Source organism: Sphingobium sp. LF-16, from assembly GCF_003711185.1.
Taxonomy (GTDB): Bacteria; Pseudomonadota; Alphaproteobacteria; order Sphingomonadales; family Sphingomonadaceae; genus Sphingobium; species Sphingobium yanoikuyae_A.
Genome location: NZ_CP029335.1, coordinates 2,058,223 through 2,071,730, shown reverse-complemented (window position 1 = coordinate 2,071,730; position 13,508 = coordinate 2,058,223). Strand labels below are relative to the sequence as shown.

The following is a 13,508-nucleotide window of genomic DNA, read 5'->3' as shown; positions in this document are numbered from 1 at the left end:
TGTTTCCGCGTTGATGCGATGAAGAAGATCGTAATGCGGTGTTTCGATCGTGCCTGGTCTTAGATGCGCGCCATTCTCCCCTTGCGCGATTGTCGGATGCCGCGCTGGCGGCAACCGTGCGGCATCATGATATTGCCGGCAGCGGCGAGAGGTCTGCGCTTGATGGGGCGCCGGGGACGCACGCGCCGGCACGACGCATTTCGCCGTGGAGAAGCCTTGAGGCTCTGGTTCAACTCAGCCGGTCGATCGCGTCGCTGTCGAGGCCGCCGGGGATGATCATGATCGGGCAGGGCATCTTGCCCGCGTCCGATCCGGTGAAGTAGGATACCAGGGCGCCGGGCGGGCCGCTGGCGGCGGCGCCCAGGACCAAGGCGGCGACATCGTCCATTTCCTCCAGCGTCTTGCGCACCACAGCGACGGGATCGCCCTGGCGCACGGTGATGCTGGGGCGGATGCCGGATTCGTCGGTCAGCGTGCCGGCGGCGCTGGTCACCAGCGCTTCGGCCCGTTGCAGCGCTTCATCCTCCATCGTCGCCTGGACGCCGCCCCACTGGACGAATTCGGACGGTGGGATGAGGGCCAGGATGCGGATCGTCCCGGCCGTCTTGGCGGCGCGGCGGGCGGCGAAGCGCAGCGCGGTTTCCGCTTCGGGCGATTCGTCCACGACCACCAGATATGTCCGCATTGCTCGATATCCCCGAGAAACAAAAATCCGCCTTGCCGGCCCGTCAAAACAGCCCCGACGAACCAACGAGGTGAAATGTGGGGCATTATGGGCCCTTGCGCAAGGCGTGGCCTTGACCGTTCCGGCCAAAGGGTGAAAACGGGCTCCGAAACGGCGCGTGCCAGATAATCAAGAAGAGGCCCCGAACGCATGAGCAAGACGATCCAGATGCCTGCCCTGTCCCCCACCATGGAGGAGGGCACGCTGGCCAAGTGGCTGGTCAAGGAAGGGGACAAGGTATCGTCCGGCGACCTTCTCGCCGAGATCGAAACCGACAAGGCGACCATGGAATTCGAGGCCGTCGATGAAGGCACCGTCGCCAAGATCCTGGTGTCGGAAGGTGCCGAGGGCGTGAAGGTCGGCACCGTCATCGCGATCATCGCCGAAGAGGGCGAGGATGTCGCCGAAGCCGCCGCCAGCGGTGGCGCTGCGCCCGCCCCCAAGGCCGATGCGGTCCCCGCCAAGGCCGAAGCCGCCGCCCCCGCCGCCAAGGCTGATCCGGTGCCGGCGAAGGCGGCTGCTCCCGCCGCCGCTCCGGCGGAAGGCCGCGTGAAGGCGAGCCCGCTGGCCCGTCGCCTGGCGGAAGCCAAGGGCGTCGATCTGGCCGCTGTCGCCGGTTCGGGCCCGAACGGCCGCATCGTCAAGGCCGATCTGGACGGCGCCGCTGCCGCGCCGGCCAAGGCCGCTGCGCCGGCTGCTGCGCCGGCCGCTGCCGCGCCTGCCGCTGCCCCGGCGCCGGTTGCTGCCGCCGCACAGGATTTCGGCATCCCGCACGAAGTCATCAAGCTCAACGGTATGCGCAAGACGATCGCGCGCCGCCTGACCGAGTCCAAGCAGCAGGTGCCGCACATCTACCTGACCGTGGACATTCAGCTCGACAAGCTGCTGAAGCTGCGCGGCGAGCTGAACGCCGGCCTGTCGGGCCGTGGCGTCAAGCTGTCGGTCAACGACCTGCTGATCAAGGCGCTGGGCGTGGCCCTGATGCAGGTGCCCGAGTGCAACGTGCAGTTCGCCGGCGACCAGATGCTGCAGTTCAAGCGCGCCGATATTTCGGTGGCCGTGTCGATCCCCGGTGGTCTGATCACCCCGATCGTGACCGGTGCCGACATCAAGGGCGTCGCCGCCATCTCGAACGAGATGAAGGACCTGGCCGATCGCGCCAAGGCCGGCAAGCTGCAGCCGAGCGAATATCAGGGCGGCACCGCGTCGCTGTCGAACATGGGCATGTTCGGCATCAAGCAGTTCGAAGCCGTCATCAACCCGCCGCAGGGCATGATCATGGCGATCGGCGCGGGTGAGAAGCGTCCCTTCGTGGTCGATGACTCGCTCCAGATCGCGACCGTCATGTCGGCGACCGGCAGCTTTGACCATCGCGCGATCGACGGCGCCGATGGCGCTCGCCTGATGAAGGCGTTCCGCGAACTGATCGAAAATCCGCTGGGCATGCTGGCCTGATGGCGAAGATCGACGAGCAGCCGCCGGAGCATAGCCCGGCGGTGCGCGTCATCGCCATGCCGGCCGATACCAATCCCCATGGGGATATTTTCGGCGGCTGGCTGATGAGCCTGATGGATTCGGCTGCGGGTTCGGTTGCGGCGCGTTATAGCCACGGCCGTGCGGTGACGATCGCGGTGGAGGGGATGACCTTCCACCGTCCGGTCATCGTCGGCGACGAGGTGTCGGTGTTCGCGACGCTGAAATCGGTCGGCCGCACATCGATGAAGATCGATGTCGAGGCGTGGCGCCGTGCCCGTCACGACGACCGATCCTATCGTGTGACCCAGGCGACCTTCACCTTCGTGGCGATCGGTGAGGATCGCCAGCCCCGTTCCGTGCCGCCGCTGCCTGCCCAATAAGGGCGCGGCCTGACCAAGATATCGAAAGAACGAGAGAGACCATGGCTGATACCTATGACCTGATCGTCCTCGGCTCCGGCCCGGGCGGCTATGTTGCCGCCATCCGGGCTGCGCAACTGGGCCTCAAGACCGCGATCGTGGAGCGCGAAAATCTGGGCGGCATCTGCCTCAACTGGGGCTGCATTCCGACCAAGGCGCTGCTGCGTTCGGCCGAAATCTTCCATTATATGCAGCATGCCAAGGATTATGGCCTGGTTGCCGAGAAGATCAGCGCCGACATCGAGGCGGTGGTGAAGCGCTCGCGCGGCGTCGCCAAGCAGCTCAATCAGGGCGTCACGCACCTGATGAAGAAGAACAAGATCACCGTCCACATGGGCGATGGCAAGCTGACCGGAAAGGGCAAGCTGACCGTCACCAAGGACGGCAAGAGCGAAGAGCTGACCGCCAAGCATATCATCGTCGCGACCGGTGCTCGCGCCCGCGACCTGCCGCAGCTGAAAGCCGACGGCAAGCGCGTGTGGACCTATCGCCACGCCATGACCCCGGCGGAAATGCCGACCAAGTTGCTGGTCATCGGTTCGGGCGCGATCGGTATCGAATTCGCCAGCTTCTACAACGACATGGGCGCTGACGTGACCGTGGTCGAGATGATGGACCGGATCGTGCCGGTCGAGGATGCCGATGTCTCGGCCTTCCTCGAAAAGGCGGTTAAGAAGCAGGGCATGACCATCCTGACCGGCGCCAAGATCGAGAAGATCGCCGCGACCGACAAGGCCGTGACCGCGACCATCAAGGACAAGGCCGGCAAGGACATCACCGCCGAATATAGCCATGTCATCGTGGCGATCGGCATCGTCCCCAATGTCGAGAATATCGGTCTGGAAGAGGTTGGCGTCGAGCCCGATCAGCGCTTCCACATCAAGACTGACGCCTATGGCCGCACCAATGTCGACGGCATCTGGGCGATCGGCGACGTCACCGCGCCGCCATGGCTGGCCCACAAGGCGAGCCATGAAGCCGTCACCACGGTCGAGGCGATCGCGCAGGCGCTGGGCAACAAGGATGTCCACCCGCATGCGATGGACGTGCGCAACATTCCGGGTTGCACCTATTGCCACCCGCAGATCGCATCGGTCGGCCTGACCGAAGCCAAGGCCAAGGAAGCGGGCTATGACGTGAAGGTCGGCATGTTCCCCTTCATCGGCAATGGCAAGGCGATCGCGCTGGGCGAGGCCGAGGGCTTCACCAAGACCGTGTTCGACGCCAAGACCGGCGAATTGCTGGGTGCCCACATGATCGGCGCGGAAGTGACCGAGATGATCCAGGGCTATACCATCGGCAAGACGCTGGAGACCACCGAAGCCGAACTGATGCAGACGGTGTTCCCGCACCCGACCATCTCGGAATCGATGCATGAAAGCGTGCTCGCCGCTTATGGGCGTGCGCTCCATATCTGATCGGCAGGTCATGCTGGCAAAGGGCGCGGGGATATTCATCCTCGCGCTTTTTTGCGTGCTGGGAATCGCGCTGGCGCAGCGCAATGGGCTGCTCGACGACCTCAACATCGGCCTGATGGGCTGGGCCGGGCAGGGGCGCGAGACGGCGCTGGGCGGGCATGTGACGATGGTCATGCGGCTCGCCTCGGCGATCGGCGGCACGGCGATCCGCATCATCCTGTCGCTGATCGTGCTGGGCGCACTGGTCTTTACCGGGCGGCGCGCGGCGGCCTTGTGGTTTGCCGGTGTGGAGATTGGCGGCACGCTGCTCAACCTGATCCTCAAGCAGATCTTCGCGGCGCCGCGGCCCGACCTGCTGCCGCATCTCGACATCGTCCACAGCTATAGTTTTCCCAGCGGTCATGCGGCGGGGAACATGATGTTCTTCGGTGCGCTGGCGATGCTGGCCGGGCGGCGCTGGGCCTATGGCGCGGGCGGGGCGATGATCGCGCTGATCGGCGCCAGCCGGGTATGGCTGGGCGTGCATTGGCCGAGCGACGTGATGGCCGGATGGGTCGAGGGGCTGGGCTGGCTTGTGCTGTGCGCGGTCTGGCTACCAGCGCGGCGAGGGCAGCAGTAAGGCGCGGCCGATGCTGCTGTGCGGCGGCATGCCGTCGGCGGTGACGAAGCCATAGACCCAGAAACTGTCCCAGGCGCTGAGCATCGCGATGATGAGCAGCGTCAGGCCTGCGCCGGCGCAGAGCAGGCGGGCGCCGCGCAGCGGATCGGCCGGCATCAGCGTCAGCAGCACGAGCGGCAGCAGCGGCAGGAAATAACGGCCCTGCGTCCCCTGGACATAATCGGCGCCGAGCGGCGTGCCGGTGAGATACATGGCGGTTTCGATCAGCAGCGCGGTGCCGAGCGCGATCGCCAGCCACCAGAGCCGCTGGCCGAGGCCGGAGCGCGCGCCCGATCCGCTCAGCACGGCGCTGCCGAGCATCAGCAGGGCGAGCGGATAGGCGAGCAGCGGCAGCAGGATCGCGTTCCAGCCGAAGCGGCCGACGATCTGCAGCGCATAGACTGGCGCCCGTTCGATGATGCTGGACGCGAGGATGCGGGCATAGCCGGCCGGATCGGCCAGGATCACGGCCAGCTGCTGCGCCAGCGGGGCGGTCAGCACGCTCTCCCCGGTCTTGCGCGAGGTGATGTGATAGAGCGCCTGGCTGCCGTCGTTCGCCTTCATCCAGACAGCGAAAATTACAGCGCCCAGCAGCATCGCGCCGAGGATCAGGGCGTTGCGCGACAGGCTGGCGCGGCTTGGCCAGCGCAGGCCGGCGGCCATCAGTGGCAGATAGACGCCCTTGGCCAGCGCCAGCAGCGGCGCGGTGACCAGCGTGGCGACGGTGCTGGCGCGCTGCGGCGCCATGAAGCCGACACGCAGCGCCAGAGCGAGGCCGAGAAAGCCGATGCCGTTGATGACCGCATCGGGCGAGAGTGAGCCGATCTGATAGCAGAAGGTCGGCAGCAGCGCGGTGCCGAGCAGCGCCATCCGGCCGAAGGGAATGAGGCGCAGCGCGGCGACAAGCAGCAGCAAGGCGGTCAGCGCATTGGCGATACGGCCGGCATAAAAGGCGCCGATGCGCGGCAGGTCCAGCGCGTCGCCGATCCAAAGGCCGACGGCGCCGGGAGCATAGAGCGTCGGCGCATAGCTGGCGACATTGGGAAATTCGGCAAAGCGCGTGCCGGGGCGGGCGGCGTCGGTAGACCAAGCGCGGTCGATCATGCTCTTTTCATAGCGATGGCGTTGGCCGTCCGGCTCGGTCGGGAAATCGAAAGCATGCAGGTCGACGGCCGCACGCGGCAGTTCCGCGCCGATCCGGCCGCCATGGACTTTCGTCACCACATGACCCTGCGACAGGGCCAGCGCCTTCATATAATGCTGGTTCTCGTCTGGTGCCTGGAAGGGAGGCGTCACGGTCGCGAAGAACAAAGTCGCGAGGCAGACGGCAAGAAACACTATCCGTTCGAGACGCGACCATGGCGCGGCGACCGCCATATCGGCATAAGGATGGTGCCTGAAAGAAGATCGCTCGCTGCGCATGCCCGCCGTTCGGTTGAATATCGATACGCCCTAGATATGCCCCGTTAACATTTTGCGATGCGAAAGACGAAGGTTGAATGGCAGCGATGTCGAAGTGCCCAGCTGTACTCGCAGCGACGATATAAGGGCAGCGAGACTAACGGCCAACTGCGAACACTCCTTCTCCCGCTGGCGGGAGAAGGATACGAAGCCTTGCTGGCAAAGCCGGCTAGGCGAAGTTGGATGAGGGCTGCTTACGCCAGAAGACCCTCACCCTCCCACGCCTTCGGTGCGGGCCCCTCCCTCTCCTGTAAACGGGAGAGGAATGGCGGAACGTCTGCTCGCCAATGAATATCATCACCGTGGCGAAGGCTTGACCCTCAGGCCTCTTCCGCTTCCAGTTCCTGTTCGACCGGCGGGTGGAGCCGCAGGCGGGTGACGCGGCGGCCGTCGCTGGCCAAGACTTCCAGCTTCCAGCCGCTCTGTTCGTGCAGAATGATCTCGCCCGGTTCGGGGACGCGGCCGGCGAGCACGAAGGCGAGCCCGCCCAGTGTATCGACATCTTCCTCGATCTCGCCCAGGCGCGGGTCGATTTCCTCGGCCACATCGTCCAGTTCGGCGCGGGCGTCGGCGTCCCACATGCCGCCCTCCAGCGGCACCAGCATGGCTTCGGGCGCGTCGTCATGCTCGTCCTCGACCTCGCCGACGATTTCCTCGACCAGATCCTCGAAGGTGAGCAGGCCTTCGGTGCCTGAATATTCGTCGAGCACGATGGCCAGATGGGTGCGCTTGGCGCGCATTTCGGCGAGCAGGTCGAGCGCGCCCATGCTTTCGGGCACATAAAGCGGCTGGCGGATCAGCGGCGCCAGCGTGTCGGGCACCGGCGCCTTGCCGGCAAGGATCGCGAAGGCATCGCGGATATGGACCATGCCGACGATCGTATCGAGCGTCTCGCGATAGACCGGGATGCGGCTATGCCCGGCCTCGGCGAACAGTTCGGCCAGTTCGGAAAAGCTCGCCTTTTCCTCGATCGCGACGATATCGGCGCGAGGCAGGGCGACGTCGTCGACCGTATGTTCTGAAAAATGCAGCAGGTTGCGGACCATCTGCCGCTCAATCGCGGACAGGTCGCCCTTGGCAGGCGGGGCCGCGCCCTCTTCCTGCTCTTCCTCATCATATTCGTCGAGCGCCTCTTCCAGTTCCTTGCGGAGGCTGGGGGCTTCATTCTCGCCAAACAGGAGCGACTTCAGGCCGCTCCATAAACCGCCCTCGTTACTACTGTCCGCTTCCTTGGAACCGGCGCTATCCTTCGGGCTGCCTTCAGCCATCTTACTTCCTATTCCCCTGTTTCAGAACATTGTCGAAGCCGGTGATGGACCGGATCCGAATAAGCATGATCAACCATTGTCCCGATCCCCATAGGGATCGGCCAGACCGAGGCTGAGGAGTGCGCGGATTTCCAGCGCTTCCATCGCCTCGGCTTCATTGTCGTCCATATGGTCATATCCAAGCAAATGAAAAGTCCCGTGGACGATCAGATGCGTGGCATGGTCGGCAACCGATATGCCCTTTTCCGCGGCTTCGGCGGCGCAGACCCCCTCGGCCAGCACGATATCGCCCAGCAGAACTTCGCCATCGTCGGTATTGGCCGTCACTTCCAGCAGGTCTTCCTGCACCATCGGGAAGGACAGGACGTTGGTCGGCTTGTCCTTCTCGCGATAGGCGCGGTTGAGCTGATGCACCTCATCGTCGTCGGTCAGCTTGACCGCGACTTCATAGAGGGTGGAGTCGGTCGCGAAGGCGGCATAGGGACTGTGCGCAATGGCGGCCGACACCGCCTGTTGCGCGAGAAATTCCCAGTCCGCGCCGGGCCAGCCTTCTTCATGAAGGACAGCGACTTCGATCATAATGTTGAGATCCGTTGTGAAGATTTAGGCATCCGGCCCCTCATAGGCCTGGACGATGCGGCCGACCACCGGATGGCGCACGACGTCGCCAATGCCGAAGGGGACCATGGCGATGCCCTCGACCCCGTCCAGCCGCGCGACCGCGTCGGCCAGGCCCGAAATGCCGGGTTGCGGCAGGTCGACCTGCTTGGGATCGCCGCAGATGACCATGCGGCTGCCTTCGCCAAAGCGGGTCAGGAACATCTTCATCTGGGCGATGGTGGTGTTCTGTGCCTCGTCCAGCACGATGAAGGCATTGGCGAGCGTCCGGCCGCGCATGAAGGCGAGCGGCGCGATCTCGATCTCGCCGCTGGCGATCCGCCGTTCGACCTGTTCGGCCGGCAGCGTGTCGTGCAGCGCATCGTAGATCGGCCGGAGGTAAGGATCGACCTTTTCCTTCATGTCGCCGGGCAGGAAGCCGAGCTTCTCGCCCGCCTCGACGGCGGGACGGGAGAGGATCAGGCGGTCGACGCTGCCGGTGATGAGCTGGCTGACCGCCTGGGCAACTGCCAGATAGGTCTTGCCGGTGCCTGCCGGGCCAAGCGCGAAGATGATGTCGTTCCGGGTCAGCGCCTCCATATAGGCGACCTGTGTGGCGGAGCGCGGGACGATCGTCTTCTTGCGGGTGCGGATCATCACCTTGGGCGGTTCGGCGACGTCATGGCGGATGATGCCGTCCAGCGTCGGTTCGGCCGACATGGCGATCACGGCTTCCACCGCGCCATTGTCGATTTCCTGCCCGGCGACGATGCGGTTGTAGAGGCCGGTCATCACGTCGCGGGCGCGGGCAGCGGCTTCGGCCTCGCCCTCGATCTGCAGCTTGTTGCCACGCGCGGCGATATAGACGCCGAGCCGGTTCTCGATCGCGACCAGATTCTGATCATATTGGCCGAACAGCGCACCCAGAAGATGCGGTTTCTCGAACATCACTTCCAGGCGCGCGCGCTCGGCAATGTCGGTGCGGGGATGGTGCGGTTTCTTGCCCATTCAAAAGCCTCCCTGGCTCGTCATGCATCTCGTAAGGACCGGCAGGCGCCGTGGGTCGGGGAGATGGCTTCCCGGCTGTGCGGGAATGACGAGGCTTTGGTTCAAGCGGCTTTCCTCCTGCTGATTTCGCCGGCCAGGCTGTTCGGGCCGGCGCTGATGATATCGACATCGACCATGTCGCCAATGCCATATTCGGGCGCGGTGACATGAACGGATTGCAGCCAGGGCGTTTTGCCGATCAGCTGGCCGGGATAGCGGCCCTTGCGTTCGAGCAGGATGCTGGTGGTGCGGCCCACCGTGGCGCTGTTGAAATCGACCTGATGGCGGTTGATCGCGGCCTGCAGCCGGGCCAGCCGTTCGTCCATCACCGCCGCCGGGATCTGGTGATCCATCTCCGCCGCCGGGGTGCCGGGGCGGGGGCTATATTTGAAGGAATAGCATTGCGCATAGCGCACTTGATCGACGATCTTGAGAGTATCTTCGAACTCGGCGTCGCTCTCGCCGGGGAAGCCGACGATGAAATCGCCCGACAGGGCGATGTCGGGCCGCGCTTCGCGCACGCGCTCGATGATGCGCAGATAGCTGTCGACCGTGTGGCTGCGGTTCATGGCCTTGAGGACACGGTCATTGCCTGATTGCACCGGCAGGTGGAGGAAGGGCATCAGCTTGGGCTCGTCGCCATGGGCGGCGATCAGCCCGTCGCTCATGTCGTTGGGGTGGCTGGTGGTGTAGCGAATGCGCTCCAGTCCGCTCAGCCGTGCCAGTTCGCGGGCCAGGCCATCCATGCCCTGCATCCGGCCCCGATCATCCTCGCCGGTCCAGGCATTGACGTTCTGGCCGAGCAGGGTGATCTCGCGCACGCCGCCATCGACCAGCGCCCTGGCCTCGTCCAAGATCGCGGACCAGCTGCGGCTGATTTCCGCGCCGCGGGTATAGGGCACGACGCAATAGGTGCAGAATTTGTCGCAGCCTTCCATGATCGTCAGGAAGGCGGTCGGCCGGGCCTGCTTGGTGCGGCCGGGCAGGGCGGCGAATTTGGAATTGGCCGGCATGTCGGTGTCGACCGCATCCTCGCCGCGCTGCGCCTTGCCAATGAGGTCGGGCAGGCGGTGATAGGCCTGCGGGCCGACGACGATGTCGACATTGCGGGCGCGACGCTGGATTTCGCCGCCTTCGGCCTGGGCGACGCAGCCGGCGACGGCGATCATCGGGCGCGTGCCATCCTCGCGGGTCAGGCGGCCAATGTCGGAATAGACCTTGTCCACCGCCTTTTCGCGGATGTGGCAGGTGTTGAGGATGACGAGGTCGGCCTCTGCGCCATCGGCAGCAGCGGTCATGCCGCGCTCGCCCAGCATTTCGGCCATGCGTTCGCCATCATAGACGTTCATCTGGCAGCCGAAGGATTTGACCTGGAAGGTGGCCGGGCCCTTGCCGGCGGTATGTTCGGGGGCGTCGTTACGATTCATGCCGTCCAGCTATACAGGCGCTTGGGCCGAAGAGGAAGGTGGCAGCTGCGCGGCAATGCTTGCGGCGATACGTTGGTGCGCGGTGGCGGCCAATATCTTGCGATCGGCGCAACTGGCCGGGTCGAACGGCTCCAGGAACCGGATGGTGACGGGCAGGCGGCCCTTGCGCTCCAGCAGCCGTTTGGCGTTGGCGCCGGCCGGTTCGTCGCCGTGCCAGGCGATCTCCGTCGTGGCCGCGCCATAGTCGATATGGACCGGCTGGATCATCACCGCGCGCGGCGGCGGCATCAGCACGGCGAGCAGCGAGGGCTTGAAGGGCAGCAGGCCACTGCCGTCGCTGGTCGTGCCTTCCGGAAAAAGCGCGACCGGCTGATGGCCAGCGAGCGCGGCGCGCAACGCATCGAGCTGGCCCGACAGGCTGCCGCGTTTCTCACGCGAGACGAACAATGTGTTGTTCTGGGTCGCGAGCCAGCCGATCACCGGCCAGCTGGCAATGCCGTCATGGGCGACGAAGGCGGCGCCGGTGGCGTCGGCGAGGGCGAGAATGTCGATCCAACTGACATGATTGGCGACTAGGAACATGTCGCTGTCGACCGGGCGACCTTCCACCCGGACGCGGGCGCCGACCGAGCGGGCCGCCATCCCCAGGAAGCGGCGTGGCCAGGGGGATGGACGGCGAAACAGGCGCCACAAGAGGTGCGGGGGCAGGCAGAGCAGCAGGCTGCCCAGAAGGGCGGTGATGCGGCCTGCCCGGCGCAGTGGCGCCAAGGCGTCAGTCCTTGCGGTCGAGGGCGACGCCGTAGAGTTCCATGCGATGGTCGACCAGACGGAAGCCGAGCTTTTCGGCGATCTGCTTCTGCAGCAGTTCCAGTTCGGGATCGACGAATTCGATGACGTTGCCGGTTTCGACGTCGATCAGATGGTCGTGATGCGATTCCGGGGCGGCTTCGTAGCGGGCGCGGCCGTCACCAAAATCGTGGCGCTCCAGAATGCCGGCTTCCTCGAACAGGCGCACGGTGCGGTAGACGGTGGCGATCGAGATGCCCGGATCGATGGTGGACGCGCGCTTGTGCAGTTCCTCGACATCGGGGTGATCGGTCGCGTCGCTCAGCACCTGGGCGATGACCCGGCGCTGTTCGGTGATGCGCAGGCCCTTTTCGTGGCAAAGGGCTTCGACGTCGATCTTGCGGTTCATGCGGGGGGCTGGCTCGCTTCAAAAATGGAAAAGTCGGACATTGCCTAGCCGCTTTTGTTCCAACGGAAAAGGGGCGCATCGTCGATGCGCCCCTTTCGCAATAGGTAAATGCCGAAGTTGTGGGGCTTATTTGCCGCCACGGGTCCGGCGGCGCTTGGTGCCCAAACCAATCTTCTTGGCCAGCGAGCGGCGCTGTTCGGCATAATTGGGGGCGACCATCGGGTAATCGGCCGGCAGGCCCCACTTGGCGCGATAATCTTCGGGGGTCATCTGATAATGGGTCATCAGGTGACGCTTGAGCATCTTCAGCTTCTTACCGTCTTCCAGACAGATGATGTAATCCGGCTTGATCGATGCGCGTACCGAAACAGCCGGTTCCGGCTTGACTTCGGGGGCGGGTGCCGGGGTCGAAAGACCGGTCAGCGCGGCATGAACATTCTGGATCAGGGTTGCGACGTCGGAAACAGCAACACTGTTGTTCGAGACATGCGCAGCGACAATGTCGGAGGTCAGAGTGACGAGCAGTTCGCTCTGTGCCGATTCGTTTTCCATTTTTCTTGGTTCCTGCAAAGGCTTCTATTGTGCGACCCGCCTGAGGAAATGGATTCAGAGCGGTATATCTTGGCTAGACCCTGTGGCCTGCCTTCGCAAGAGAAGATTGCCTTAAACAAGCATGTCGATGCGAAAACTCAAGGCGTCATGAAGCTTTCCATCATTGCCCCGATAGTAACCGGGGCGACGATGTACATATTCGAAACCAATAGTCTCATAAAGTTTGACCGCCATGTTCGATGCGCGGACTTCCAGGTTCATCGACGTGATGCCACGGCGACGCGCCAGCGTCAGGCTGTGGCCCAGCAGAGATCGGCCGATCCCACGGCCACGCCATAGCGGATCGACCGCCAACAGCAGCAGTTCGCATTCGTCCAGCACCGAGCGGACCAGAGCGAAGCCGAGCGGGGCCGCATCGACATGGGCGACGGTCAGCCAGGTGCCCGGCATGGTCATGACCCCCGACAATTGGGGCAGGGTCCAGGCCTCGCCGAACAGCGGGTCGAAGGCGCGGGTCATCACTTCCATGGCGTCGGCGAGCGCATTGCGCTCGCCCTCATCATAGGTGTCGAGCGTCAGGCCGGCGGGGATCATGAAGCGGCGCGCTCCGCGATCGTCTTGGCGTCGGCCTCGCGGCCATAGAGCGGGGAGGGGGCAAGCGGCGGCAGCTCTGCAATCAGGTTGTAGCGGGCGGCTTCGGGATAGAGGGCTATCGCGGTGCCATCGCCGCGTGCGGTGACCAGCGCCTCAGCACCGGTGCCGTAAAATTGCGCCATGTCCAGTTGGGTCGCGAGCGTGGCGATCGGCGTGGAGGCGGGCTGGGTCGTGGCGGTGCGGCCATCGGTCTCGAACAATTGCCAGAAGAGTTCGCCATGGCCGCCGGTGATGGTGACGGCGACCGGGCCGTCCCGATGGTCGAGCGCCGCCATCGCGGCGATCAGCGAAAAGGCGCTATAGCCATGGAGCGGCACCGACCAGGCGAGCGCCAAAGCGCGGGCGGCGGCGATGCCGATGCGCACGCCGGTGAAGCTGCCCGGCCCGACATCGACCGCGATCGCGTCGGCGCGCCCGCCATCGGGCAGGGCGGCGATCGCGGGCAGCAGCGCCTCGGCATGGCCGCGGCCGACGATTTCATGAAAATGGCCGATTGGCTGGCCGTCTTCCAGCAGCGCAACGGACAGCGCCTGTGTGGCGGTGTCGATGACCAATATGCGCAAATTCACTCCCCCGAAGCCGCGGTGCCGATATGGATATGGCTGCGGTTAA

At 64.8% G+C, this 13,508-nt stretch carries 15 protein-coding genes; 4 read left to right on the top strand and 11 right to left on the bottom strand.

The annotated features are described in order from the left end of the window. Window positions 1-229: 229 nt before the first annotated feature. On the bottom strand, window positions 230-685 hold the full coding sequence (locus DIZ22_RS09685) for a universal stress protein (RefSeq protein ID WP_048939168.1): 456 nt from the start codon (window positions 683-685) through the stop codon (window positions 230-232). A gap of 189 nt (window positions 686-874) precedes the next feature. On the opposite strand from DIZ22_RS09685, the gene DIZ22_RS09680 reads away from it, so the two are divergent. Genes DIZ22_RS09680 through DIZ22_RS09665 form a run of 4 tightly spaced genes read left to right on the top strand, consistent with a single transcriptional unit; the run spans window position 875 to window position 4,656 of the window. Then, window positions 875-2,179: a pyruvate dehydrogenase complex dihydrolipoamide acetyltransferase gene (locus DIZ22_RS09680; protein ID WP_107917577.1), complete on the top strand. Its 1,305-nt coding sequence runs from the start codon at window positions 875-877 to the stop codon at window positions 2,177-2,179. Further along, window positions 2,179-2,580 (top strand): acyl-CoA thioesterase, encoded by a 402-nt coding sequence (locus DIZ22_RS09675; protein WP_004207606.1) that lies wholly within the window; start codon window positions 2,179-2,181, stop codon window positions 2,578-2,580. Before DIZ22_RS09680 ends, DIZ22_RS09675 begins: the two co-directional genes overlap by 1 nt. Before the next feature lie 41 nt (window positions 2,581-2,621). Then, window positions 2,622-4,037: a dihydrolipoyl dehydrogenase gene (gene lpdA, locus DIZ22_RS09670; protein ID WP_010336022.1), complete on the top strand. Its 1,416-nt coding sequence runs from the start codon at window positions 2,622-2,624 to the stop codon at window positions 4,035-4,037. Beyond that, window positions 4,015-4,656 carry a phosphatase PAP2 family protein gene (locus DIZ22_RS09665; RefSeq protein ID WP_048938193.1) on the top strand — a complete coding sequence of 214 codons (642 nt, stop codon included), beginning with the start codon at window positions 4,015-4,017 and terminating at the stop codon, window positions 4,654-4,656. The genes lpdA and DIZ22_RS09665 overlap by 23 nt, the downstream gene beginning before the upstream one ends. Here the strand turns inward: DIZ22_RS09665 and DIZ22_RS09660 are convergent. From DIZ22_RS09660 to tsaB, 10 genes are all read right to left on the bottom strand, one after another. Further along, complete coding sequence (locus tag DIZ22_RS09660) at window positions 4,630-6,072, bottom strand: DUF2142 domain-containing protein (protein WP_048938192.1); 1,443 nt, start codon at window positions 6,070-6,072, stop codon at window positions 4,630-4,632. The two genes, DIZ22_RS09665 and DIZ22_RS09660, sit on opposite strands and share 27 nt — an antisense overlap. Window positions 6,073-6,476: 404 nt before the next feature. Continuing rightward, window positions 6,477-7,424, bottom strand: a complete 948-nt coding sequence (locus DIZ22_RS09655; protein WP_048938191.1) for a hemolysin family protein — start codon at window positions 7,422-7,424, stop codon at window positions 6,477-6,479. A gap of 69 nt (window positions 7,425-7,493) precedes the next feature. After that, window positions 7,494-8,003, bottom strand: a complete 510-nt coding sequence (gene ybeY / locus DIZ22_RS09650; RefSeq protein ID WP_004207600.1) for an rRNA maturation RNase YbeY — start codon at window positions 8,001-8,003, stop codon at window positions 7,494-7,496. Between the two features lie 24 nt (window positions 8,004-8,027). Next, window positions 8,028-9,029 (bottom strand): PhoH family protein, encoded by a 1,002-nt coding sequence (locus DIZ22_RS09645; RefSeq protein ID WP_048938190.1) that lies wholly within the window; start codon window positions 9,027-9,029, stop codon window positions 8,028-8,030. A 101-nt stretch (window positions 9,030-9,130) separates the two neighbouring features. Beyond that, entirely contained in the window at window positions 9,131-10,495 is a 1,365-nt protein-coding gene (gene miaB, locus DIZ22_RS09640) for a tRNA (N6-isopentenyl adenosine(37)-C2)-methylthiotransferase MiaB (RefSeq protein WP_048938189.1), read from the bottom strand. 9 nt (window positions 10,496-10,504) lie between these two features. Further along, window positions 10,505-11,263, bottom strand: coding sequence for a lysophospholipid acyltransferase family protein (locus tag DIZ22_RS09635; RefSeq protein WP_048938188.1), 759 nt, complete (start codon window positions 11,261-11,263; stop codon window positions 10,505-10,507). Window positions 11,264-11,267: 4 nt separating this feature from the next. After that, window positions 11,268-11,690, bottom strand: a complete 423-nt coding sequence (locus tag DIZ22_RS09630) for a Fur family transcriptional regulator (RefSeq protein ID WP_004207596.1) — start codon at window positions 11,688-11,690, stop codon at window positions 11,268-11,270. Between the two features lie 126 nt (window positions 11,691-11,816). Next, a complete protein-coding gene (locus DIZ22_RS09625; RefSeq protein WP_004207595.1) occupies window positions 11,817-12,242 on the bottom strand; it encodes a MucR family transcriptional regulator in 426 nt (141 codons plus the stop codon). A gap of 111 nt (window positions 12,243-12,353) precedes the next feature. Then, window positions 12,354-12,836 (bottom strand): GNAT family N-acetyltransferase, encoded by a 483-nt coding sequence (locus DIZ22_RS09620; RefSeq protein ID WP_004207594.1) that lies wholly within the window; start codon window positions 12,834-12,836, stop codon window positions 12,354-12,356. Next, complete coding sequence (gene tsaB, locus DIZ22_RS09615) at window positions 12,833-13,459, bottom strand: tRNA (adenosine(37)-N6)-threonylcarbamoyltransferase complex dimerization subunit type 1 TsaB (RefSeq protein WP_048938198.1); 627 nt, start codon at window positions 13,457-13,459, stop codon at window positions 12,833-12,835. The genes DIZ22_RS09620 and tsaB overlap by 4 nt, the downstream gene beginning before the upstream one ends. Window positions 13,460-13,508 lie beyond the last annotated feature (49 nt).